The following is a 23,958-nucleotide window of genomic DNA, read 5'->3' on the forward strand; positions in this document are numbered from 1 at the left end:
CAGCAGTTTGTCATATCTTTAGCGTTGATAAATGGGTAGCACGCTGCGTGGGGTGTTTAAAATTAAGCATGCCATGGCGGTCGCATACTCGCTGCCTTGGTTCTGATCGGACCAGGCTCCTTCACCTGATTGGAGCGGTAGGATGTAGTTGCATAAACGTTGATACCAACCGCCCCACCCTGCCCCACCCCGATGCCAGAATGCTTGGGCGCTGTAATAGTGGGCGTAGTAGAAGTAATTCGTTTGCAGTATGCGATCGATACCTTCCGCATTTTGTAAGTATTCAAATGCTTTGTCCAAGACGGCACCTTCGTTTACCCCTGAGTTGTACATGGCCACAACCGCGCCAGCGGTAAGCGGATAGCGGCTTGGGCTGCCGTCCAATTGATAGGCGAATCCACCGTCTGGATTTTGTGCGCGTCGGAGGTAGTCGATAGCGCGAAATACCGTCTCCTCTGGGACAAAAAAGCCCGCATTTTTTGCCGCTCGCAGCGCCATCACCTGACCGACGGTGACCGAAACGTCGGCCTCTGTCGGCCGAGGATCATACCGCCAGCCGCCCTGTCGATTTTGGCTGTAGACGATTAAGTCAATCGCCGCTTTAATCGTCGGGCCATAATCAGCCAGCGGTGAGGTGCCATGGACTTCTGTCAAGAAGAGAGTCGCAAACGCATGCTCATACATTGGCCCATGGGACTTGGATAATTCGTCGAAGAGAAAGCCGCTAGGTTGACTCATTGATTGGATTCGATTCGCGATTCTCGCGATCACTTGACCATGCGGCGATTCACCCAGCCGAACTCCTCTGGAGAGGAAAGCGAGACCGGCCAACGCGCAGATACCAAGATTCTTTCCCCAGCGCGCGGTAGGAAAGATCCCATCGCGCTCGCGAGCCACAAGATACTCGAGCCCTTTGCCAATGGCCGCGTCGATGTTCGCAGTGAACAATTCATCGATGTCCGAGCGTTCGTTTTCATCAATACTCTGGCTCAGTAGGCGATTGCCAGGAAACACACTAGCGGCCAAAACCGATTGAACAAACATGCTCAAATAGCGACGCCTGTGGTAGCGATTTAAGTGAGCTGGAGCATCTACGTCGGTCGCTTGGGTCATGGTCGAAGAATCGCCTCGTTCAGTCGTTTATAGTATTCGCGAACTTGCGTCTCATAGCCTTCTGGAAACTGGAGTGCGCCTCGATTAGACATTTGCTCGCGAAGCCGTGGTGGCAATTGGCCCCAATTCGCTCGTCCGCTGGCATCGATCGAATCCAGCAAATCAACGATGGTTTCCGCGGTTGGCAGTCCGCTGACTTCCTCGTTGGCATTGTCGCCAGGCGATTGATCGGTGGGCTTCGGCGCAGAAGGAGCAGGCATCGAACCGGCGTTGTCCTGGTCTGATGGAGTTGGGTTCTGAGTGTCCGATGAACCGTCGGCTGGCTGGTTGGCTGGATTGGAAGCTTGGTCACCAGGGGATGATTGCGTGTCATCAGGATTGCGAACATTAGCGGCTGTGGTCTGGTCGTACTCAAGTCGCTCTTGGTTCGATGGTTTGACTTGCTCCAGCGAACTCTGGTTCGACGTTTGCGATTTTGCCGCAGTCAGAAGTCGTTCTAGCTCATCGATCGCCAAGGTTTGAGCTTCCAACGCCTTGGTAGCATTGGGCGAGAAGTTTTCCGAAGCTTGCGAAAGCGAACTGGCCGCCGCTTGCATGTAACTGGCAATTCTAGAAAGGTCAGGAAGCTGGTCTTGGTTGCTGGGCGATGTGGGAGCTATCGGGACATTTGCATCCGCAGAGCGAGGTCGGCTTGGCAGCGGTTGGTTAGTCCGGCTTGGGGCAAGCAGATCGTCCAGCAGAGAATTTGCCGTGCCGCCACCCTCTGGTCTCAACCCAGACGGAAGGCCACTAGTAGGTGGGCTATTCGGTTGTGAATTGTTCGGTGCAATGTTTTGTTCTTGCGCAAACATTGTGGAGGCAACCATTGTCAAGCTGAGCGCTGCTGTTGTTGTAATTCGTCTCATGGCGTAATCCCTAATTGCTGTGATAACGCGTCGACGCGCTGGGCCAAAATGCGTTGATGTTCTGTCAACGATTGAATGAGTGCCACTTGAGCAGGCGTGAGATCTGTCTTACGAAATTCAGTAAAAGTTTTCAGTCGGTCTCGTAAGAGGACTTGTAACTGATGAATGACTCGGAGTTCATCGATCACTGCCGAAGACGACGAATCGTCGGTTGGCTTGTCTTGATTACTCAATTCATCGCGAGGCTGATCTACTTGTTCATCGGCGGTAGCTGTTTCCGAATTCGCGAGAGAATCCAAGATATCTAAGGCAATTTGTGCGTCGATCTCAGTCGCGTAATCGATGCGATTGCGTTGCAGTTTTGCGACGACGCGGCCGATCGCGTTGTTAGTTTGTTCAAGTGGCCAAAGCAGTGCAGATCCTGGTTCCAAAGCCACCAGCGATTGAGAAATGTCACGTTGAAGCTGTGATTCTTGCAGCGTCAATTCTTTTATTGCCGCAGGCGTCGAATCGGTCACGATGATTTGTTGCAGAGAGGTCAAAGCTGCCAGTTGACGTTCTCGCCAGGCCTGGATTTCAGTGCTCAGGTCCATCTTTTGGTTGGCGATCGATTCGATGGAGTTCGTGTTGTTTTCGGCGATCGCATTACGAGCAAACTCTTCCAGCTTCTGCAAGATGGCCGCTTGTATGTTCGTCGATTCTGTCAGTTGACCTCGGTTCAAACTTTCCTGGCTGGCTTGCATAAGCTGACTGACCGATGAGGCGAGTCGCTGGATTGCTTTGGAATCTAACGTTGGATTATCGCTGGACTTTCGCCATTGGTCCAAAATTGCACGCTGTTCGCTGGCTAGCGTATCTCGGACTTTCTGAGGGATCGTCATCAACTGTGAAGCTTCTTGGGTTCTAGTTTGCAGTTGAGTTTGTTGTTTGAGGATGTCGCTGGTGGATTGCGCGATACGAAGTTGTTCAGAATCTTCCCGGTACAGCATAATACGCTGGGCTGGAGACCGCGCGGCTTGGCCTGCCGTATCGACGGCCGTAAAGTAAATATCGATGGCATGACAAGTGGGCCATCGTGCGGCCGCTTGCTGAAGATCCAGCGTTTGGTTGACTGGCAACTGACGGATAGGCTCAAGAGGGCTTCGCGCCGCAGTCACTGTGACTGGCGGTGATGGTTCATGAGCCGCATCTAGACTCTCGCGATCGTTGCTCGAATTGTCCGAGGGAGTTAGCAAGGGAGTTATTGATTGTTGGCGCTCGTTGGAAATATTGGATTGCGTCGACACGGCTTGGACAATCATCGAAGCTTCCACCAGTCCGAAATCGTCATGAATATTTGCCGCGACTGTTTGAGTGGGGCGCACGTCCGCAGTTTGCGTTTTGGAATTGCTTGGCTTAATAGCAATGTCTTTGAAGGTTGGGGGAGTGTCGCGTTGCACCGTGATCGATAACGGATAATTCAAGGGATATAACTGGTTGGCCTCATCAATGGCAAAAGCGTTTAAGGCAAAGGTACGTGCTGAATCGCGTAAGGCAGTGGGCGAACCAGTAGCCTGCATGGCTAACGAATCTAGTTCGAAAGCATATTGTCCTGTAATGCTAGACACAGGTTGCAGACGAGCTTGGTTCGCATTGTCGGTTGCTGCTAATTCGAGCGAGTGGCTTTTGCTGGGGAAGCTCAGCAGCAATTGTAGCTTGCTACCTTGCATGACTGACAAGTTTGGTTTGTCCGATTGGAAGCTGGGTTGATTCACGTAGGCTGGTGGTTCAACTGCGAAAAGATGCGATTCAATTTGGGCCTGCTTTTGAAGAGGAATAGCCAGCGTCATTGACTTTATATTGCGATCCGCGTAGGCCGTGATCTGCAGAGAAGATCGAACATTCCGAAGCTGAAAACTCACTTCATTAGCATTCGTTTGCTCTGGGCGATCGATTCTCGCTAGCTGTTCATAGTCGCCGTCGATGTTCAGCGTGACTTCCGTTAACGAAACTGGAATTGCCGATTTTACGTTGAGCACCAAATTTTGTCCGGCGTAGACGTGCTGGGGAGGATTGATAAAGCTCAACAGGTAATCTGCGGATTGTTGAGGTTGGAAGACGTTGAGCCAGCGGGCCTTAAACCAATCGGCGCGGGGGCCGAAGTTGGCAACAGAAAACAGGATCGCTAAAGTCGCGGCGGTAAGCAGCCACTGAATGGGGTGGGAGCGGTCAACACTTTGCGACCAGTTCCAGTTCCTCAATACGCGATCGGCATATTGAAAGGCTTGCAACGCTCCAGGGGAAGACTGAGCTGTCGCTTCAGTTTGTTCCAGCAGCATGCTGGCTGCGATCAAATTAGATTTTCGGTCGGTATGTTGCGTCTGGATACTGCGAGCCAGTGTGGTGTAAGAAGGCGGGCGAACCCAGGTGATAACGACTCTCGCAATTGCAATAAGAGTCAGGATTGCTACTGCCGTTAGTAGCAAGCCCCGCAACAGCCACGGCCATGGCAACAGCCTATCGGTTGCTACTGCCAAAAGCAGAAGTGACATTGCGAGAGAAAACATGACACTCAATGTGTCGATCGACTTCCAAAAGACATAACGCGAGCGCAAACCACGAAACTGCTGCAGCAGTTTTTCCGCTGCTGGAGTCAGGCTTCCGGGGGTAGCGTTTTCAATAGTCATTCTTCGTATTGGATTCTAGCTGATCGGGACTTGGCGATAGTCACAGTCGGTTGGTTCGTGAGTTGCTGGATTGGCCAGCGACTTGGCCGACCATCGGGAAAGACACGTAGGGGGCTAGTCGATGGCGTCGAAGCTCTATAATCTTCAAGTCATCCATTTGAATTCTGTAACGAGCTTCTGTCATGGCGAATTCGCAAGAACTATCCGGATTATTTGTACCTAATATTACTCCGACCGATGCTAGCGGTCGCGTCGATGAGGACGCTTTGCGGCAATACGTCGAGTGGCTAATTGGGAAGGGCGTCCACGGACTGTATCCCAATGGCAGTACCGGTGAGTTCTTGCGATTTACGGCACAAGAACGACGCCGAATTATAGAGATTGTCGTCGATCAAGTCCAAGGTCGCGTGCCAATCTTGGCTGGAGCGGCCGAAGCGAACGTGGCGGAGACGATCGATGCTTGCAACTACTACGCTGATCTAGGCGTGCGAGCTGTCGCGATTGTGTCGCCTTACTATTATCGATTGTCCAGCGACGGTGTTTACCAGTTTTTTCACCAGATCGCCAGTGCGGCGCGAATTGACGTGACGCTCTACAATATTCCAATGTTTGCTTCACCCATTGATTTGAGCACAATCACACGATTGGCTTTGGATTGCCCTCGTGTGGTCGGTATCAAAGATAGTTCAGGGGATCTGCCAAACATGATGCGCATGATTGCGAGTATCCGACCGCAGCGCAGCGATTTCCGATTCTTGACGGGTTGGGATGCGGCGCTGGCGCCCATGTTGATTGCGGGGTGTGACGGCGGAACCAATGCAACTTCGGGAGTGATCCCCGAACTAACGCTTGCACTGTTTAATGCGGTGAAGGCGGGAGAAATCGCAAAAGCGATGGCGTTGCAATACAAGCTGTTGCCGATTTTTGACGCCATGATCGGCGTGGCTGAGTTCCCCGAAGGCTTTCGACGTGGAGTAGCAGTTCGAGGTTGGAATTTAGGTGTCTCAAGGCAACCCGTTGGTGAACAATCCGTGTTAGAAGCCGATCGGATGCAAAAGACGCTCGCCAGTCTGATAGAGTCGACGTTGCAGTCCTTGCACAGCTAAAGCATGGTGAAAGCTTTCGGCAAATCTTCGAGCATATCCGTTGCCAAGACACTTGGGCAACCGAGTCGCTCAGCGGCAAGATCGCCTGCCAGTCCGTGCAAGTGACAACCCAGTCGAGTTGCGTCCAGCGGGCTGAGTTTTTGGCATAGCAGCGCCAAGATTATCCCAGTCAGCAAATCCCCGCTGCCGCCTACCGCCATCTTGGAGTTGCCCGTCGCGTTTGTCATCAATTGTCCTTGGTGGCAGATGGCCGTTTGGTGGCCTTTCAATACGATCGTAAGCTTTGGTTGTTGGGAGAGTTGTTGAGCTGCAGCGATTTGCGAGTTGCGGTCTTTTGCAGAGACGCCCGTCAAGCGTTCGAATTCGCCTGGATGGGGAGTCAGTATGCGAGGGGCGGCAAGGCGAATCGAATGCCAATTCGGATGTTTGGCTAGCAGATTTAAAGCGTCGGCGTCTAGCACAACCGGTTGTTCAATGGTCTGATAGACTTGCAGTGCAAGTTTCTGCAAACCGATCGACACGCCCATGCCAGGTCCGATCGCAATCGCGTCATATTGAGCTGCTCGCTTCTTGATTCTGGGCCAAGCTTGCGAGCTGATACGACCACGGTGATCGGCCTGAAGTGGCCACGTCATCATGGCTGGATGAGCCGCCGCGACAGCTTGCCAGCACGATTGTGCCGTGGCCACAGTCGTCAGCCCGGCTCCGCTGCGCAGGGTCCCCAACGCGGCGATGGAGATTGCTCCAGACATCCCTACCGAACCGCCGATAAGTAAGGCACGACCAAAGCTTCCTTTATGGGACGCTGGATCGCGGAATGGAAGAGAAGGTAGATTATTGCTCATCTTTTTGAACTTGAGTCTACTTTGAAAAAAAGTTCGTCTAGTAATAATGTCGTACCATGTCGTTGTTTCGCGCCAATCATGATTCTATCCCATCTGCAGTGAAGCATTGCGCGTTGACCATCGGGAACTTCGATGGGGTTCACTTGGGGCATCAAGCGATCGTGCAGGATTTATGCGATCGGGCCAAAAGGCTGGGCGTGGCGAGCGTCGCGGTCACGTTCGACCCTCCGCCTGCTATGCTGATACGGCCCGACTATCGACCAATTCTGCTGTCGACTTTGGAACAGCGTGCGGAATTGCTGCATGCCTATGGTGTCGATCATGTGGTCATTTTGCAGACCAATCGCGAGTTGTTGAACTTAGAGGCAGAAGAGTTCTTTCAAAAGATTTTGGTCGAACAGTTCCAAACCAGAGCGATCGTCGAAGGAAGCAACTTCCAATTTGGCAAGAATCGTCGAGGGACTCAAGAGCTGCTGCGCAAGTGGTGCGAACTTTCCCGTATCGAAATATCCATCATACCGGATCAATTTTTGGCCGATGCTCCAATCAGCAGTTCCGTCATCCGTCAGTCGATTGCGACAGGAGCGGTTGATGTGGCCACGAAAATGTTGGGACGGCCTTATTCCATTTGTGGCGTCGTACAACCTGGCTTGGCAAGAGGCCGGACCATTGGTTTTCCAACGGCCAATTTGGGAGGTATTGAGGTATTAGTGCCCGGTCCTGGCGTATATGCAGGCCAAGCTGCCGTCGAAGGGCGTATGCTGCCTGCGGCGATTCACATTGGCCCCAACGTCTCATTCGGTGAGAACGAGAGCAAGATCGAATGCTACCTGCTAGGATTTTCTGGGGACTTGTATGGCAAGCCGCTGGTGGTCGAGTTTGTGTCTAAGCTGCGAGACATCGCGAAATTTGATGCAGTCGAGCAGTTAGTCTCACAAATGCAAACCGACGTCGCGAGAACCAAAGAAATCATCGCCAGCAACAGGCTACTTCTGCAAAACTTTTGAAAGTGCCATCCTAGAGCCGCACGATGTTGACGATTTGCGGTTATATTTGGTGCCATTAGCAATTTAGCAAAACATGCCCGCAATTCTGCGGATGGCCCCAGCTAACTTTCACGAAAACTTCGACCCTAGAAAGCTTCGTTTAGACGTGACACGAACACTCGATTGGGAGCGTTTGATAAGCATTATCAACGCACATCAGCGATTCATCTTGACCAGCCATATTCGTCCTGATTGTGATGCCTTGGGCAGCGAATTGGGCATGGCTGGTCTGCTTGAGCAGCTTGGAAAACAAGTAACCATTGTCAACGGACATCCGACGCCGCCAAGTTTGACCTTCCTGGATCCGGTAGACAAGATTCTGGTCGTAGGAGACACCATCAGTCCTGATCAAGTTACCGGCGATTGCGTCATTGTATTGGATACCAGTGCGTGGGCTCAGTTGGGGCCGATGGCAGAAGTTATCCGGAAGTTCAATGGCTCGAAACTTTGTATCGATCATCATGTGGGTGAAGACGAGTTAGGTACCGAGTTCTTCAAAGACACTAGTGCTGAAGCTACAGGCCAATTGGTCTATCAACTTGCCCAAAAGATGAAGATTCCATTCACGAAAGTGATGGCAACCGCGTTGTATTGTGCGATCGCTACGGACACAGGATGGTTTCGATTTGCTTCGACGACCAGCGCAACTTATCGTGCCATTGCTGATTTGGTCGATGCGGGTGCCGTTCCCTCAGCAATTTATGGCGACCTTTACGAACAAGATACGCTGGGCCGAGTGCGATTGCGCGGCCGCATTTTGTCGCGAACGATTGCGGAACTCGACGGTACGCTAGTTCACACGTATGTTCGGAAGGATGACTTTGCGGAAACCGGGGCTTTGCCGAGCGATACCGAAGATGCCATCAACTTAACGCTGGCAATTGCGCGAACGAAAGTCGCCTTCATCATGATTGAACAGTTAAAAGGTGGATACAAAATCAGTTTCCGTTCGCGATGCCATGTCGATTGCAACGAAGTGGCCCGCAGTTTTGGTGGCGGTGGTCATCGGGCTGCCGCTGGAGCGTTTCTGGAAGGCGAATTTGAAGAAGTGCAAACTCGCGTACTGGAAGCTGTCCGCGAAGCGTTGGTTGGCAAGCCGGTCTAGGGCTCTTAGGCATCGACCTGGCCATCCGTCGCGGCTTGCTCTTGCGGCGAGTCGGTGGAACTAGCCGCAGGATTATCTAGCGTGCTTTGAGGGTCTGTGGTGCCCGAGGATGCAGGTGGCGTTTGGGGTGCAGGTTGGTCCCAGCCCAAGCGCTCGATCGCTTTGTGAAGAATGTCTCCATAGACAAGCTCTCCGCCTTGGTGCCCTACAATCGCGATCAACAGCGCGCTGCCCAGGACTCCGATACGCCACACGTGTCCCTGTCCGCCTTTGCGTAGCGACGCCAATGCAACCAGTGCAAACACGCTGGTCAAGATCGCTGCTCCGACGCCAAACCAGCGATGGCGATACATCAACGCCGCAGATTCGCTCATGTTTTCGGCCGGATAGATCGATGTGTTGAGATAGCCTTTTTCCGCGGCAAAACCCCACCCAGCGATGGCGGAAACGATCGTTGAAACCGCTCCAAAGGCAAAGCATACCACCGCTAGTCGCCTTGCCCCCTCGCCGCCACCGACGTAGGAAATACAGACCGCGAAAGCAGCGAACAGGATCAAGGCAATTGGAAAGTGAACCACCGCTGGGTGAAAGAAACCTGCCGCGCCTAAATATTTCGCAAGTCGCGACTCGTCCGGTTTCGCTGGCGGTGGAGTGGGTTTGTCATCTAGTTGCAAATCGTCCGGCCAGGCGGCTCCTTCATCCAACCAAAGTTTCAGGGTCGCAAGTTCCGTCGTCGAAAGTGGACCTTTGGGCGGCATGACCAGTGATTCAGGGTCTTCGGATTTGGGGGTCGCCGTCAGATAGTCAGTCCACAAACTGCTGTCGACCGCGCCCGCTGAATCGATGTACCCGAACATGGAGTCTTTGTCTAAGACGAGAAAATCATTCTTGGCTTCGGCACCTTGGTGACACTCAGCACAATGAGCTCGCAAGATGGGCACAATATCGCGTTGGAAATCCACTATCTTTCGGTCGTCTTGGGCTAGCAACGTTAGGCCCGAGCTGACGCTCAGTAGGGTGGTCAACAGTAAGCAGAACCAGCGCTTTGCAGACTGAATCGCTTGATCGTAGAGCGAGTCGAACATAGAAACGATTGGGAGGTAAGTGAGGCGGGGGATGTGCGGTTGCTACAGTGTAGTTAACCTAACACCATCTATGCACGTCTGAATCGACGAGCCTAAAGTTATTTGAGAGAATGAATTGTAGTTCAAACTCAAAGTGCTGGTAGGCTAGCTAGTGCTGCAGCAATCGCATCGGCTTTTTCCGATTGACCATTGGCTCGCAGCAAAAGATCGAGTACCAGGGATGCGTCCTGATTGGGACTGAGCGTTGGTTTCAGGACCGTGTAAATTTTGCTTTGTTCACTGGTCAATATCGAGCGAGGTTGATCCTGCTGTCCAGCAAGCATGGCTTTGGAGGCTCGCTGCACGTGCTCTTCAACCGTTTTGAAATCGTCTAAGCCCATCGATCCGATAAAGCGGTCAGAAAGGTTGTCGACCGCCGTTTGGGCGGGTTGCTGGGCAATCGCAAACCGGAATGCCTCTGCGGCTTGCTCCATCGATTTACCATTCTTTAGGGCCAGCAGCCCTGCACGCAAGTGAATCGAAGCCGGAACAACATCCCGGACGGCGATCAGTTGTTGGCAAGCAGCTTCAGCTTCCTCAAAACCGCCACTGGCGACCATCTCGTCAATCAATTCGACCGCGACGCCAATCCAACTGGCATCGTGAGCAATTAAGTAAGCACTCTGCGGTTGGTTGCGGATTTGAAGTTGTGAGTCGATTTCAAGACTAGGGGTATGTTGGATTTCAGCAGGCACCTGAGGCGTATCGTCGAAGCAGAAAGGGAACGCCGGCGGATAAACAATCGGGGATTGGTAAATCACCGGGGCCGAATAGATAATTGGGCTGACATAATAGCTGTGGCGGATGGGACGATAATACGCCACGTGAGGACGAATCACCGCATGGTGGCGGTAGTAATAGCTACCCCATCCGGGGCCATAATAGCCGAACGAATAACTAGGTGCGTAATAGCGGGGTGCTGCGTAGGCATAGGCCGCAGGCGAATAGAACCCAACGCCATAGGCACCCAAGAAATGGTGCCAAGCTTTTGCGCTGTTGGTGTAGAAAAACGACACAACGCAAACCAAGCAGATCACTGAAATGCGAACCAGCATAATACTTCCCCCTGGGTGGCTAACAATACTCTAGTTGTATTGTAGCCTCTTAACGCGGCGAGAGTAGCGTTTTCTGGTCTAGTTAGTGGCAAGCAAAAGAAGACTTTTCTGCCATCGCGGGATCAGACGCGGCGTTCTTTCAAGCGTACTGCCTTGCCACTGCGATCACGCAGGAAGTAAAGTTTGGCCCGTCGGACCACACTGCGTCGTTTGACTTCGATTTTTTCGATTCGAGGCGAGTGCACTGGGAACTTACGTTCGACACCTTCCCCTGCGACAATGCGGCGAACCGTAAACATCTCGCGAGATCCGCTGCCGCTGCGAGCGATTACGACACCCGTAAAAACCTGGATGCGTTCTTTGGTGCCTTCCAAAATCTTGGTGTGTACATCGACGGTATCGCCGATCTCAAACTTCGTAACCTCTGGCTTTAGGCAGGATTGTTCAACGATCTTCAGAATGTCCTGGCTCATGATTCGCTCTTGCGCCACAAACGGCGGCATCGTAAAAGTTGTCGGAAATAGTGGGGTCGTATATTCCACGAAATGTGACGAAATGAAAAGAGCAAAATCGGTCCAGGAGCGTGAAATCTTGAATACTCACTGGTTATTTACTCTAAAAGCTCGCTGCGCTTGGCACGGGTAGCCGCTAAACTCTGTTGGTGTCGCCAATTCGCAATCGCTTCATGGTTGCCACTCAGCAGGACTTCGGGCACTTCCAAGCCGCGAAATTCTCTTGGCCGAGTGTACTGTGGGAACTCAAGCAGTCGGTTGGCTCGCGAAAAAGAGTCCTGTTGGCTGCTGTTCTCGTCGCCCAAAACACCTGGGACCAAGCGAATCATGGTGTCGACAAAAGCCATGGCTGCAACTTCGCCGCCATTGAGCACATAGTCGCCGATGCTCAGTTCCATAGGTTGCAGGATATCGATAACGCGTTGGTCGAAGCCCTCATAACGCCCGCACAGCAAAACGAATCGTTGAGGGCCGGATTCTGCTAGGTTTTCAACCAGACGCTGATCCAAGCGTTTGCCTTGGGGAGTGAGCAAGATCACGCGGGCTGGTTGCGTGTCGTTGCGGAGAAGCTCTTCAACGCACAAGACCGTTGGTTCAACGCTGATTAGCATGCCTGGGCCACCACCGAAGGGGCGATCGTCAACCTTCTGATGTTTGGTGTCGGTAGACCAGTCGCGGAGGTTGTGGGTGTTGATCGAGACCAACCCCGATTCAATGGCTTTTGCCAACAAGCTTTGGGTCAGGTAGCCGCTGAAGATCTGCGGGAAAAGAGTGACGATGTCAAATCGCATGGGAGGCCCAGCATGGTCCGGTTCTGCTTGTTCGCAGCAGAAATCGTATAAAAATCACTGCGTCGCGACACAAGCAGAAGTGGGCTGAGTCCGCCGACTGTCAGTTTAAGAGGGCGTGTCAGCGATCTTTGGCGTCTGGCGTTGGGGATTACCCTTTTCGTCGCGGCCGAGACGGGAGAACGCTTCGGACTGTTGGCTTAAGTGAGTGCCGTTGGTGCCGTATTTCTTGATAAGCACGTGGCAGGCTTCGCTGGGTTGAGCGCCGACGCTGACCCAATGCTCAATGCGAGGGCCGTTAAGGATGGCACGGGCATCTTTTTCCTTGCACATCGGGTCGTAATGACCCAGTTCTTCCAGGACACGACCGTCGCGAGGATTTCTGCCATCCACAGCACAAACGCGGTAAAAAGGACGCCCTTTACGTCCAAATCGCTTCATTCGAATACGAACTGCCACAGAAAAACGCTCCAATAAACGCTGAAATCATCAAAAATGGGTCGCTGAATATAACGTTGTCTGTGCTTTGTGGGGAGACGTTTTTGCGTAATTTTTCGATTTCTTCTGCGATGGGCTCTCGGTGACGAGGGCCCGTCGGGAGCGTGAAGTGCTTGGCGGTTCGCGAGGATTACTTCTGCTTACGCATTTTTTTGAGCATCTTGTCGCGTTCTTTTTGCATCTTTTCGCGTTCCTTTGGAGTCAATCGCTTGCCGGTGCTTTGCTTGATCTTGCCACCACCCATCAGCGGGTTACCAAACGGGTTGCCGGACATCATGCCCTGCATATTGGCCATCGCTCCCATTTTGTCCTTCAGTGAGCCGTTGGCTGCCATCGCCATCATGGGCTTCATCGAGTCGAACATTTTGACCAAATCGTTCACCTGTTGCGGCAGGACTCCCGAGCCTTTTGCGATGCGCATGCGGCGGGTCTGGTCGATCAGTTTAGGGTTGTTTCTTTCGGGGACGGTCATCGAATCGATCATGCCCACTAGTTGGCGAAATTGTTTTTCGCTTTCCGGCGAGTTCAGCATTTTGGACATTTCGCCCATGCCAGGTAAAAGGCCTAGCATTTTCGTCATCAAACCGGGGCGACGCAGTTTTTCCATAAGTTCCCGGAAGTCGACCAAGCTGAATTGGCCTTTGCGCATCCGTTCTTCCATGCGGTCGCGTTCGACGTCGTCAACGAGCCGATGTGCTTCGCGGGCGACTTCCAAGATATCGCCCATTTGCAGAATGCGGCTGGCCATGCCTTCTGGGCGAAAGGGTTCTAACGCGTCCAGGTGCTCGCCAGTTCCGATAAACTTGATCGGGACGCCCGTCACGGACTTGACGCTCAGCAGAGCTCCCCCGCGGGCGTCGCCGTCGAGTTTGGTCATAATGACGCCGTCCAGTTCCAAACGGTCGTGGAACGCTTTGGCGCTATTGACGGCGTCTTGACCGGTCATGCCGTCAACGACCAAAAAGATTTGGTCAGGCTGAACCTCTTTGTCGATTCTTTCCAACTGCTGCATGAGTTCCTGGTCGATTGCCAATCGGCCAGCAGTGTCTAAGATCACGAACTGAGCACCCGCAGCCTTGGCGGCCGCGAGGCCTTCCTTGCAGACTTTGACGGGATCTTGGGCGCCAGTTTGACTGTAGACCTGGACGCCGATTTGGTCGCCGATGACGTGCAATTGTTCGATTGCGGCTGGCCTTTGAAGGTCAGCCGCGATCATGAAGGGCTTGAATTTTTGCTCTTTGACCAATTGGGCAAGCTTCCCGCAAGTCGTCGTTTTCCCGGCACCCTGAAGGCCGCACATCATGATGACCGTGACAGCGTCTTTTTTGAGCGGGAGGGAGTTGTCGACGGGCCCGAGGACAGCGACCAATTCTTCGTAAACGATCTTGATCAGTTCTTCTTGCGGGCGCAGCGACAGCAAAACCTTTCGTCCAGCGGCCGCTTGAGTGACCTGCCCCATGAACTGTTCAACGACGGGAAAAGCCACGTCGGCATCGAGCATGGCTGCTTCCACCATTTTCAGCCCGTCTTGCATGTTGGCTTCGGTCAATTTGCCTTGCCCGCGAAGCTGTTTAAATGCGGATTGAAGGCCTTCTTGAAGAGATTCAAACATGGGCGGGTCGATGCAATAAGGATGTGAGGAAGTAGATGTTTCGTTTCAAATTTCGCTGGGTTTATCCTATCGAAATGCGTTGGAAACCACCAGGGCTCGGCTTCTATAATGGCCTATATTGGCGCTCCCTGTTGATGGGCATTGGTATCTACACATCCTTACGTTTAAATGGCAGGCGAAAGGTGGTGGCATTGCTTCACCGCAAGTCCCAACTGGTCGCCGCGTTTCTGCCGCAGAACACTACCAACACGGGGCGATGCCCAGGCCCGTTAATCGAACCGCGGCAGGTTCACTTAGTAAAAGAGGCTCGACGGGCATGGCTAGTGGTCTATTTTTGTCGATTTTTTGGGCCATACCGGGCAGCTTGACCGTTTAAGTCTTCGTACAACCGAAAAGATTGTGAGAACTTTTCGACCTGGACTATCATCAAACCCCGTACAGCTTCACGTCTCTTCCGTATTCTTATTGCCTCTCCAATGTGGTTTACCAAGCGAAAAAAGGTCGTTCAGCGTCGCCTGCGATTTGAATCGTTGGAGACTCGTCGCGTTTTCGCCGCTCTACCATTGGGCGCGACAGCGTGGGACACGGCGGAGTTCATGTTGGGTACAGTGGCTGTTACTCCAGTGTTTTTGGAGAGCAATGGCCAGCTCGATCCTGATACCGAGAACTGGACTCCCGCCTACAAGGCCGAGGTTTTGGCCAAGATAGAAGAAGGGCTCAACTTCTGGGTCGATCTGCTGGCGACCAAAAGTTCGGTGCATCATCTGGAGTGGGTGATCGATACGACCTGGGTGAATAATCCTGCGGAAACGAAGTATGAGCCGATTAGTCGTCGGTCGAACGATTACGAGTTGTGGGTGCCAGAGTTTCTCAGCAGCCAAGGCTATGCTGCGAGCAACGGTATTGAAAGAAACATTTTTGCGTTCAATCATGCGCAGCGACAGAAGCTGGGGACCGATTGGTCGTTTACCATCTTTGTCGTGAATGCACAAAACGATCTCAATGGCGCGTTCGCTCCTGGCGGGAGCTTTTCCTGGGCATTCGCCTTTGGTGGCGGTATGTTCGAAGTCGTGCCATCAACTCGGCCTGCGTCGACCATAGCTCATGAGACCGGCCATATCTTCTACGCCAATGATGAGTACCCCGGCGGGGATAGCTTTTATCGACGTAGTGGTTATTACAACACGCAAACAACGAATGCGTTTTCGCAGAATCCCAATCCGAATTTTGTCCAAGAAGACAGCATCATGACTTCGGGCGGCGGGCTAACTCGAGCATACAACAATCTGGTCTCGCCAGCGTCAACTCTGGCGCATATCGGATGGCGGGATAGCGACAATAACGGCATTTTTGATGTACTGGATGTGCCGCTTGGTTTAACAGGCTATGGCTTGTACGATCCAGCCTCTGCAACTTATCGTTTCGAGGGTCAAGCATTCGCGCAGGCGTTACCTAACCAGAATTCCATTGGATTGGGCAACAGCATCACGCTCAATAAAGTAACCGCAGTGCAGTTCCGTTTTGTCGGCGACCAAGGCTGGACTACGATCAGCGAGCCCAACACGGCGATCGCTGATCTGTCACTTTCGATTCCAATCCAAGCCGTCGACGTTGGGCGATCGTTTGAGTTGCGAGCGATTGATCAGCGGATTGGCGTCGTCAGCGAAAGCTTTATTGGCTTCGTCGACGCGGTCCCTGGCGTGCTGAAGCCCGGATCGATTTCCGGTATCGTATGGAATGATCGCAATGCCGATGGTGTCTTTGACGGCGACGAGTTGGGTCGAGCGAACTGGAATGTATCGCTTTTGCATGCGGATGGGACGCCGGTCAATTTGCAATCCTCTGCCAATTTGACCAATGTGCCCAATGGGATCTTGCAGTCGGATTACTTTGCCGGAGTTTTGTTGCAGAACGTTGGCTCAGACGCAACTTTCAATTTGGCCGTTGGTTCCGCGATGCAAATGCCCGGTAAGACGTTGAAGCCGCAATCGGCCGCTTCCGGCAGGATTTTGGACGGTTGGAATGCCTCGCACGTACTGGAAGTCAGGCTAGAGGAAGGTGTCAGTCGTTTTTCAATCGACTCGCACGCAATTAGTGCTAATGCAAGAGTGCGGGTACGAGCGTACGATGCGGCAGGCCGGTTAATCAGCTCTGAAGCAGCGATTTTTAGCTCCGCTCAGGGGACGCAAAAGCTAACCGTGTATGATGCTGATTCGCGAATTCGAACGGTGCGTTTGGAGCCCGTTCCGGGTTCGGTGGTTGAGTTTGGTTCGTTTGAGTACGGTATTGCAACGATTGCCACAACCGATGCGATGGGGCTTTATCACTTTGATAAATTGCCGGCTGGAGATTACCTGTTAAAGTTGTCTCCGAAACGCGATATCTATGATTTGACGATGGCCAGCGGTGGATTGATCAGCGTGACCTATGATGGGCTTCAGCATGTGACGGGACTTCATTTTGGTGCTTCGTTACCAGCCGGCGCTTGGCAGAATCCTAGTAATCCGTTGGATGTGAATGGCGACACGATTTATTCTTCGCTGGATGCGTTGCAAGTCATCAATGCGCTCAATCGGCATGGCAGTGTTAGTTTGGAAATGTCGTCAGTGCCAATCACGACCATTGTCGATGCAAATCAAGATGGGTTTTTGTCTTCGCTGGATGTGCTGGTGATTATTAATTGGTTGAACCTCATGCGACGCAGTCAGTTTTCTGCTGGTGGCGGCAGTGGTGAATCGCCGATTTCTATGTTGATAGTTGGAACCGAGGGCGATGACGTATCGCAGCAAACGGAGAGCGTTGAAAACGGTTCGGAAGCTCTCGGTCAGCAGGCGCTTGCACTGTCCTTGTCGAACTTGTCGATCAGCGAATCGCTGGACGCGACTTGGGGAAGCCGGACTGCATCGGGTGAAGCTTGGCATTTCTACGATTGCTTTACCCCGAATCTGTCCGCTGCTCCTGGGACGCCCCTGCCCTCGCAAGTTGGTGCAAAAGACTTGACCGCTGCGGCATTGCCGGTGCCGTTTTCGGCCCGCAAGCTCGCGTCTTTACAGGTCGTCGACACGGACGAATTCTTCGCAGTAGACCAAGATTTTTCTGAGTTTGCTTCCGATGTCGGGCTGTTGGAAATCTAGCCCGCACGCCAGGTGGCGAGTGGTCCTCGGGGCTGGAGTTTGGTAAGCTGGCTCGCATGAGTACCATTGCTTCTGAAATAAGCCTAAATCGTCCCCGCTTGATCGATCGTTTCCTGCGTTATGTCGCCATCGATACCTCGGCCGATGGTGACAGCAACACCTATCCCAGCAGCGAAAATCAACGCGTGCTTGCCGAGTTGATTGCGGAGGATTTGCGTGCCTGCGGCGTCAGCCAAGTTGCCGTTGATCAGAATGCGCTGGTGTGGGCCAAGCTAGAGCCAAGCGAGCCGGCCTATGCCAACGCGGTAACTTTGCTGCTTAATTCCCATCTGGATACTTCGCCCGAAGCGCCTGCGGCTGCCGTTGTTCCGCGCGTGATCGAAAACTACGACGGCCATGCGATCAAATTAGGGAGCGGGGTGGTCATTGACCAAGCCAACACGCCCGAGTTGCCCAGTTTAGAGGGTAAGTCGTTGATTGTGACCGATGGCAGAACGCTGCTGGGCGGGGATGACAAAGCAGGCGTGGCGGTAATTGTCGAGCTAGCGGCCACGTTGATCGAACAAAAGATTCCGCATGGTCCCATTCAGATTTTGTTCACCTGCGATGAGGAGATTGGCCGTGGGACCGATCGCGTTGATTTGGCGAAGTGTGCGGCGACCGTCGCCTATACATTGGACGGCGGTGGGCAAGGCGAAATCGAGGACGAGAATTTTTCTGCAGATGCTGCTACGGTTTCCTTTCGCGGGAACAACATTCATCCAGCCATCGCCAAGGGGAAAATGGTTAATGCGTTGCGGGCGGCAGCGAGCTTTGTCAGCCAAATGCCTACGAAGGAATTGTCGCCGGAGGTGACCGACGGTCGCGAGGGGTTTTTGCATCCCTATCGATTGGACGGTCATGTAGGACAAGCCGTGTTAAAGATACTTTTGAGAGATTTTGCGACAGAAAAACTCAGCCAGTACCGTCGGTTGCTGGAGGAACTGGCCGAAGTCGTGCGAGCGCAGCATTCAGGAATCGAAATCGAGCTGGAGTTCACGCGTCAGTACCGAAACATGGCCGACGGGTTGAGGAAGTTCCCACAGGCCGTGGATTTCGCTTTGGAAGCCTATCGGCAGATTGGAATCGAGCCCAAACGGGGCAGCATCCGCGGCGGCACCGACGGCGCAATGTTTACGGAAAAAGGGCTGCCGACACCGAATCTGGCGGTTGGTCAGCATAACATCCACAGCGTTCGAGAATTCGTCTGCATCGATGAGATGGAAATGGCTTTGAGGCATCTGGTCGCGTTGGCTCAATTGTGGATGACGCAAAGCGAATAAGTACGGCTGCCCGAAGGCTTTAGCGAAATTCGGAAAGTTCTCTAAAATTTTGGAACCGGTCAGGTTGCCGGAACGTCCAAGCGTTTGTCCAATTCTGCCGGATTCACGCAATTTGACGAATTTTCAGCCATAAAAAGGGGCGAATGGGCAATTCCTGACGGCTGAAAGTGCGCTTTGGATTGAAATATGGTTGCGACTAATTAACCTCGAAAGCGGTAATTTGGTTTGCCTTAAATGCTATTTCCGTGTCGTTACCCGGCAAAAATCACCCTCTTCACTACCGAAGAATCACTGATGCGAAGACTAATGTGGCGGTCGAAAACAAGTAGTTCTAATCGTTCGGATACTGCACTTCGTGTTCGTGATGCGAAGCAAAAGCTAGCTCGAAAGAAGTTCCGAGAGTGCGTGTTGCGTGTGGAATCGTTGGAGCGACGTGAGTTGCTGGCGGCGGATCTATTGCCTGCGCACAACAGACTGATCCCGCACGACGTTAATGGGGATTTTATCGTCTCTTCGCTGGACGCGCTCAGTGTAATTAACCATCTGAACACACAGCGGCGACTGGCTTTGGCCAGTCAGATTGCAGGGCAAGGCGAATCCATTGCGACGTTCAGTTCGGTCAGTGATGCATCTGCGACATCGTCGACCACAGCGATGCTAGACGTCAATAATGACGGCATTGTGTCATCGTTGGACGTGTTGGGCGTCATCAACCAATTGAACAGAAGTCAGGGTGAGGCGGTAGTTCTTGCGGATGTAGCGTTGGTCGTGATAGATGCCGCCGGGAATCCTATTCCGTCGACCGTGGTCGATGGTGTTACAGAGTATACGATCGGGGTGGATCAGCGATTCTCTGTTCGCACGCAAGTTAAGGACAATCGCGGAAGTATACCAGGTGGCGAACCGCTCGGAGTTTTAAGCGCATACTTCGACATCGAGTACGCTAACCTTGATGGAGCGACCTCGGAAAGGGTGGAACTGCAATACACCGAATTTCAACGGGTCGCCATGAGAAATGTAACGGGAGGTTTCTTTCGTTTGAGGTTTGGTGCAGAGGAGACGCGTGACATTCAGGTCGCCACCACCGCCACTGGGACGGTGCTTCGTACGCAAACGGCAAACAACATTCGCGATGCCATTGCCGAGCTCAGTTTTGTTGGTGGCCTATCTAATATTCAAATGCTGTCTCCGGTGGTAGATGAGGGAACGATTTTATTTGACTACCGGTTTACGAACGCTTTAGCGCGAGTGAACGTTCCTGATCCCGTAGTTGTGTCCACGAGTACGCTCTCTGGCACAGATGTCTCGCTGACCACGTTGGCAAGTTTTGATCCCTCGCTAAGTCTCGTCTTTGTGGGAGCGATGTCGTTTCCAGTAACGGATCAAGCGCAGGAAGCCGATCTGCAATTTGCACAGAGCCCGTTTGGACGACTAGGCAAGCTGGCACCCAATACTTTTGTATTGGATGAAATTGGGAGCTTTACTTCCGATACATCCGGCACGGTATATGAGAATCCTGAAGCATTCACGAGCATCTTCGATGTCGCTTTTCAAGCCAAAACGGCCGGGAAGGTGGAGTTCTCTTCCAATATTGGCGAGAGTCAGGCCGATGGGATCGTGTTGCTAGGCGATAGCCGTATTCTGCCGGAGGCCAGTGTTCGCTTCCCTGCCCCATTCCGAATTAATGTTGTTGATCGAATCCAAGCGGTAAATGACGTCTATCCAGTGACAGGTGTTTTCCTTGAGGACCAGGGACCGTTTACTTTAGTTGGCGTAACCGATAACGATATTGTTCGAGTTGGAACGTTAGCCGGTATTCAGTCCGTGCAAGGCCTAAGTCCTGCGGTTGGAACGGCCACGTTCACTCCTGGTGGCCGAAACATCATTTTTACTCCTGCCCTGGATTTCTTTGGTCCAGCAATCTTCACCTACACGGTAGCGAACTCGTTGGGGGATACGAGTACCGGGACCATTACCGTAAATATTACGGGCGTGAATGATCCACCTATTCCAGTGACTCCCCAACCTGCAGCGCCATCGATTATAGAAGACAGCACGACGCCGTTGGTTTTAGTCGCCAGCAACTTCTTCCTGCCAGGTCCTGGTGGTGAGACGGGTGAAGTACGGTTCCAGTCGGCTGTGCTGACCAATCCTAGTTCTGGAACGGTTGCGATTAACGCCGCTGGCGAGATCGTGTTCACTCCAGCGTCAAATTACTTCGGCCCTGCCCCGCTGGTGGTCACCGCGCGAGATCCGGAATTGGCAATCTCGCAGCCTTTGACCATCAATATCAATGTTACTCCGGTCAATGATGCTCCCGAACCGCTCGGGCCGAGCTTCACAACTGCTGAAGATACTACACGTATACTCACACCACGGGAACTATTCTCGCCGGGGCCATTTGAAGATGCTCAGACGATTACCTTGCTCAATCCCGCATTACTGCCGGGGCAGACTGGAGCCACGTTCAGCATTAATGCTGCTGGTGATTTGGTGATAAGACCTGACGATAACGTCTTCGGGACCGTTTTGTTTGCTGTGGATGGCCGCGACAATGGCACTAATCCAGGGCCGCTAACAACACGCGGAACCTTTACTCTCACCATCACGCCAGTCAATGATCCGCCGACCGCAAACCCAGATAACTTTGTTGTCATCGGTTTAACTGGAGTGGAAACCGAGCTTGATGTTTTAGCGAACGATAGCGCGGGACCAAACGAGCCGCTCTCGGATCTGAGAATTACTCGGGTGCTGAGCCAAACGGGCAATGGAACGATCCGTATCGCGAGCAATCAACGCAGCATTTTTTATCTGCCGCCAGCCGGTGTAGTGCTTGGTAACGATAGCTTTATTTACGAAGTCGTCGATTCAACGAACCCTGCGGACGCCTTTACAGTTCAAGCATTGGTCAGCATCGAAATTATACCACCAGTCCTACCGTTTGCCGTTCGAGATGTACGGTCGATGGTGGAAGGTACGGCTTCGATAACCATCGATGTGATGGCAAACGACTTGTTCAATACTGGGGCCGCACGTGAGCTAGTCAGCTTCACTCAACCTGCTGCCAATGTTGGAACTGTGACACGCGATACCAACGGAACGCCAGGGAACTTGAGCGATGATCGATTGATCTTTACTCCTGCAGATCCAAATTTCTTTGGCCAAGTGGTTTTTCAATACACCATTGATGACGATGGTACCAATAGTGATGGTCTAGCCTCCAGTCCATCGATTGGTACTGTTACGATCACGGTTACCGAGGTAAATGATCCTCCAACGGTGGTAACTAATCAAACCGCGACAACGGCCGAAGATGCTGTCGATTTCGAGATACTGGGTTCAGTGATCTTGGCCGGTTCAAGCCCTGGACCATTGGAAGTTGGGCAGACGGTGATTTTAGAGTCAGCGCGAGTTCTCTCAGGCGGTGGCTCAGCGACGGTTCGCAACGGCAATTTGTACTTTACGGCACAGCCAAACCGCGTGGGTAACGTGGTTGTCGAGTTTACTGCCGCCGATAATGGTACTACCAATGGAGTGTTGGATGTCCAGCGTGCTACCGGCGTCATCACAATTACGGTCACTCCAGTGAACGATCCCCCAGAAACCGCTAATGACACAGCGATCACGCAGGAGAATGTGGCGGTAGATATTTTGGCTAGCGTTATTCTGGCGAATGATCGTCCAGGGCCAGCAAATGCGGCGGATGAATTAGCCAACCAGCAACTCAGCATCACTGGTGCCACCGTGGTCAGCGGTGGCGGTACGGTCAGTCTGGTTGGAGGCAACATTCGTTACCAACCCGCGTCGCAGGCTAATGGTCAGGCCGTGATTCGATACACGGTTACCGATTCGGAAATCGTGCCGACGCCGAACTTCCAACCGTTGACGGCTGATGGATTTATTACGGTGACGATCACTGAAGTCAACGATGCGCCAGCGAATTTTAGTGCTGCACGCTCGGTGTTTGCAGGATTGGCAACGGCCTTGAACTTCAAGCCGGAGTTGGACGCAACTTCCCGAGGTGCGGCTAATGAAGCCAGTCAAACATTGACAATTCGTCGAATCATTCCAGGTAGCGTTCAGGGTGGTACCGCGACATTGAATGCCGATGGAACCATAACGTTCCTGGCACCGCTTGGTAGTTCGGGCGTGGGTTCGTTTGAAGTGGAAACCATTGATAATGGTACCACCGCTGGTCAACCAGATCCAAAGACCGCGCGTGGTTTTGTCACGGTGAATATCGCTCCGTTCCAGCCATCGCAAGTCACTGGAAAGGTTTGGATTGACGATAACCGAAACAATTCCGTCGATGTCAATGAACGTATGGCGGCAGGAGTGGAGGTTCGTTTGAATGGAGTGTCGGTTGCCGACGGTGGTGGAGCCATCAATCGCACGTTCGTGACAGGAACTGATGGTTCTTACAGCTTTACTGTGCTGCCTCCAGGCACTTACACAGTTAGCTACGTTCATCCTGTTGGTGCAATCGATGGGGATCTACCGAATTCGGTTTCGTATACAATCGCGATTCCCGGTGGGCAAAATCTGGTTCAAAACTTCAATCTCTCAGGCATCAGCGTTCAGTACGCAAGCATGCTAGAGAATTTGGCTGAAGGCTATTACAACCAGAACCCAGCGGCGCGTGGTAAAGGCATCGATGCGGTCATAAATGCCGATGGCTCCATGGCGTTTGCAAGCCTGCACGGTGGTTATACCAATGCTAGATTCGTTGAAGTGATTCTTACCAACAATGGCCGAGATGCAATCTTGTCGATTGTCGGTAACGACATGAGTGTTCGCACAGCAGTGATCCCACGTGGCAAGTACTATGTGACTCGAGATCCGCAGGGTGTTACTTACGTCAAGATTGTAGCGCTTGAATCGGAGCTAACGTTCTTTGGAACCGGCAGTGCTCCAGCATCAACTACGCAGTCGCCGAACTATTTGAATGCAGTGGATGATTTCTTCTCGAATTTTGCTTAGTTAGGCCTAGCGGGCTTACGTAGGTCGGACAAGTTCGCTTCCGACTTTGCTGGCCCGCAATATTTAGGGATGGACTGTCCAAAACAACCGGGCAAGATCCACCACCAAAACTGAAAAGTTTGTTTGCTCTACCGATGACTAAGTAGT

At 52.6% G+C, this 23,958-nt stretch carries 18 protein-coding genes; 7 read left to right on the plus strand and 11 right to left on the minus strand.

Features of this window, described 5'->3' with window-relative positions:
- Positions 1–18 precede the first annotated feature (18 nt).
- Genes SH302x_RS03340 through SH302x_RS03355 form a run of 4 tightly spaced genes read right to left on the minus strand, consistent with a single transcriptional unit; the run spans position 19 to position 4,868 of the window.
- Entirely contained in the window at positions 19–1,113 is a 1,095-nt protein-coding gene (locus SH302x_RS03340) for a prenyltransferase/squalene oxidase repeat-containing protein (RefSeq protein WP_479367328.1), read from the minus strand.
- A complete protein-coding gene (locus SH302x_RS03345) occupies positions 1,110–2,018 on the minus strand; it encodes a hypothetical protein (RefSeq protein WP_479367329.1) in 909 nt (302 codons plus the stop codon). Before SH302x_RS03345 ends, SH302x_RS03340 begins: the two co-directional genes overlap by 4 nt.
- The gene (locus tag SH302x_RS03350) at positions 2,015–4,684 is read right to left on the minus strand and encodes a hypothetical protein (protein WP_479367330.1); all 2,670 of its coding nucleotides are present in this window, start codon (positions 4,682–4,684) and stop codon (positions 2,015–2,017) included. Before SH302x_RS03350 ends, SH302x_RS03345 begins: the two co-directional genes overlap by 4 nt.
- A gap of 40 nt (positions 4,685–4,724) precedes the next feature.
- Positions 4,725–4,868, minus strand: coding sequence for a hypothetical protein (locus SH302x_RS03355; RefSeq protein WP_479367331.1), 144 nt, complete (start codon positions 4,866–4,868; stop codon positions 4,725–4,727).
- Between SH302x_RS03355 and SH302x_RS03360 the strand changes: the two genes are divergently transcribed.
- Positions 4,867–5,790 carry a dihydrodipicolinate synthase family protein gene (locus tag SH302x_RS03360; RefSeq protein WP_479367332.1) on the plus strand — a complete coding sequence of 308 codons (924 nt, stop codon included), beginning with the start codon at positions 4,867–4,869 and terminating at the stop codon, positions 5,788–5,790. The two genes, SH302x_RS03355 and SH302x_RS03360, sit on opposite strands and share 2 nt — an antisense overlap.
- Here the strand turns inward: SH302x_RS03360 and SH302x_RS03365 are convergent.
- A complete protein-coding gene (locus SH302x_RS03365; RefSeq protein ID WP_479367333.1) occupies positions 5,787–6,635 on the minus strand; it encodes an NAD(P)H-hydrate dehydratase in 849 nt (282 codons plus the stop codon). The genes SH302x_RS03360 and SH302x_RS03365 overlap by 4 nt on opposite strands.
- A gap of 56 nt (positions 6,636–6,691) precedes the next feature.
- Here SH302x_RS03365 and SH302x_RS03370 point away from each other — a divergent pair, with 56 nt between their 5' ends.
- Positions 6,692–7,642 carry a bifunctional riboflavin kinase/FAD synthetase gene (locus SH302x_RS03370; protein ID WP_479367334.1) on the plus strand — a complete coding sequence of 317 codons (951 nt, stop codon included), beginning with the start codon at positions 6,692–6,694 and terminating at the stop codon, positions 7,640–7,642.
- Between the two features lie 73 nt (positions 7,643–7,715).
- The gene (locus SH302x_RS03375; protein ID WP_479367335.1) at positions 7,716–8,786 is read left to right on the plus strand and encodes a DHH family phosphoesterase; all 1,071 of its coding nucleotides are present in this window, start codon (positions 7,716–7,718) and stop codon (positions 8,784–8,786) included.
- A gap of 5 nt (positions 8,787–8,791) precedes the next feature.
- On the opposite strand, the gene SH302x_RS03380 is transcribed toward SH302x_RS03375, so the two are convergent.
- The 6 genes from SH302x_RS03380 to ffh form a co-directional block, all read right to left on the minus strand.
- Entirely contained in the window at positions 8,792–9,871 is a 1,080-nt protein-coding gene (locus tag SH302x_RS03380; protein WP_479367336.1) for a DUF2231 domain-containing protein, read from the minus strand.
- Positions 9,872–9,999: 128 nt separating this feature from the next.
- Positions 10,000–10,965, minus strand: a complete 966-nt coding sequence (locus tag SH302x_RS03385; protein ID WP_479367337.1) for a hypothetical protein — start codon at positions 10,963–10,965, stop codon at positions 10,000–10,002.
- A gap of 122 nt (positions 10,966–11,087) precedes the next feature.
- Complete coding sequence (gene rplS / locus SH302x_RS03390; RefSeq protein ID WP_479367338.1) at positions 11,088–11,438, minus strand: 50S ribosomal protein L19; 351 nt, start codon at positions 11,436–11,438, stop codon at positions 11,088–11,090.
- Positions 11,439–11,575: 137 nt separating this feature from the next.
- The gene (gene trmD, locus SH302x_RS03395; RefSeq protein WP_479367339.1) at positions 11,576–12,268 is read right to left on the minus strand and encodes a tRNA (guanosine(37)-N1)-methyltransferase TrmD; all 693 of its coding nucleotides are present in this window, start codon (positions 12,266–12,268) and stop codon (positions 11,576–11,578) included.
- A gap of 105 nt (positions 12,269–12,373) precedes the next feature.
- Positions 12,374–12,724, minus strand: coding sequence for a 30S ribosomal protein S16 (gene rpsP, locus SH302x_RS03400; protein WP_479367340.1), 351 nt, complete (start codon positions 12,722–12,724; stop codon positions 12,374–12,376).
- A gap of 169 nt (positions 12,725–12,893) precedes the next feature.
- On the minus strand, positions 12,894–14,375 hold the full coding sequence (gene ffh / locus SH302x_RS03405; RefSeq protein ID WP_479367341.1) for a signal recognition particle protein: 1,482 nt from the start codon (positions 14,373–14,375) through the stop codon (positions 12,894–12,896).
- A gap of 35 nt (positions 14,376–14,410) precedes the next feature.
- Here ffh and SH302x_RS03410 point away from each other — a divergent pair, with 35 nt between their 5' ends.
- The 4 genes from SH302x_RS03410 to SH302x_RS03425 all read left to right on the plus strand — a co-directional run bounded on the left by SH302x_RS03410 (position 14,411) and on the right by SH302x_RS03425 (position 23,811).
- Positions 14,411–14,743 (plus strand): hypothetical protein, encoded by a 333-nt coding sequence (locus SH302x_RS03410; protein ID WP_479367342.1) that lies wholly within the window; start codon positions 14,411–14,413, stop codon positions 14,741–14,743.
- Positions 14,744–14,851: 108 nt separating this feature from the next.
- On the plus strand, positions 14,852–17,509 hold the full coding sequence (locus SH302x_RS03415) for a dockerin type I domain-containing protein (protein WP_479367343.1): 2,658 nt from the start codon (positions 14,852–14,854) through the stop codon (positions 17,507–17,509).
- 56 nt (positions 17,510–17,565) lie between these two features.
- A complete protein-coding gene (pepT, locus tag SH302x_RS03420; RefSeq protein WP_479367344.1) occupies positions 17,566–18,831 on the plus strand; it encodes a peptidase T in 1,266 nt (421 codons plus the stop codon).
- A 306-nt stretch (positions 18,832–19,137) separates the two neighbouring features.
- Entirely contained in the window at positions 19,138–23,811 is a 4,674-nt protein-coding gene (locus SH302x_RS03425) for a tandem-95 repeat protein (RefSeq protein WP_479367345.1), read from the plus strand.
- Positions 23,812–23,958 lie beyond the last annotated feature (147 nt).

The organism is Njordella calcicola (genome assembly GCF_056494125.1).

Coding starts and splice junctions, on each gene's coding strand:
- SH302x_RS03365 (WP_479367333.1), bottom strand. CDS start 6,635: ATGAGCAATAATCTACCTTCTCTTCCATTCCGCGATCCAGCGTCCCAT.
- SH302x_RS03415 (WP_479367343.1), top strand. CDS start 14,852: ATGTGGTTTACCAAGCGAAAAAAGGTCGTTCAGCGTCGCCTGCGATTT.
- SH302x_RS03410 (WP_479367342.1), top strand. CDS start 14,411: ATGTTTCGTTTCAAATTTCGCTGGGTTTATCCTATCGAAATGCGTTGG.
- pepT (WP_479367344.1), top strand. CDS start 17,566: ATGAGTACCATTGCTTCTGAAATAAGCCTAAATCGTCCCCGCTTGATC.
- SH302x_RS03425 (WP_479367345.1), top strand. CDS start 19,138: ATGTGGCGGTCGAAAACAAGTAGTTCTAATCGTTCGGATACTGCACTT.
- SH302x_RS03385 (WP_479367337.1), bottom strand. CDS start 10,965: ATGCTGGTTCGCATTTCAGTGATCTGCTTGGTTTGCGTTGTGTCGTTT.
- rplS (WP_479367338.1), bottom strand. CDS start 11,438: ATGAGCCAGGACATTCTGAAGATCGTTGAACAATCCTGCCTAAAGCCA.
- SH302x_RS03370 (WP_479367334.1), top strand. CDS start 6,692: ATGTCGTTGTTTCGCGCCAATCATGATTCTATCCCATCTGCAGTGAAG.
- ffh (WP_479367341.1), bottom strand. CDS start 14,375: ATGTTTGAATCTCTTCAAGAAGGCCTTCAATCCGCATTTAAACAGCTT.
- SH302x_RS03380 (WP_479367336.1), bottom strand. CDS start 9,871: ATGTTCGACTCGCTCTACGATCAAGCGATTCAGTCTGCAAAGCGCTGG.
- SH302x_RS03340 (WP_479367328.1), bottom strand. CDS start 1,113: ATGACCCAAGCGACCGACGTAGATGCTCCAGCTCACTTAAATCGCTAC.
- trmD (WP_479367339.1), bottom strand. CDS start 12,268: ATGCGATTTGACATCGTCACTCTTTTCCCGCAGATCTTCAGCGGCTAC.
- SH302x_RS03360 (WP_479367332.1), top strand. CDS start 4,867: ATGGCGAATTCGCAAGAACTATCCGGATTATTTGTACCTAATATTACT.
- SH302x_RS03375 (WP_479367335.1), top strand. CDS start 7,716: ATGCCCGCAATTCTGCGGATGGCCCCAGCTAACTTTCACGAAAACTTC.
- SH302x_RS03350 (WP_479367330.1), bottom strand. CDS start 4,684: ATGACTATTGAAAACGCTACCCCCGGAAGCCTGACTCCAGCAGCGGAA.
- SH302x_RS03355 (WP_479367331.1), bottom strand. CDS start 4,868: ATGACAGAAGCTCGTTACAGAATTCAAATGGATGACTTGAAGATTATA.
- SH302x_RS03345 (WP_479367329.1), bottom strand. CDS start 2,018: ATGAGACGAATTACAACAACAGCAGCGCTCAGCTTGACAATGGTTGCC.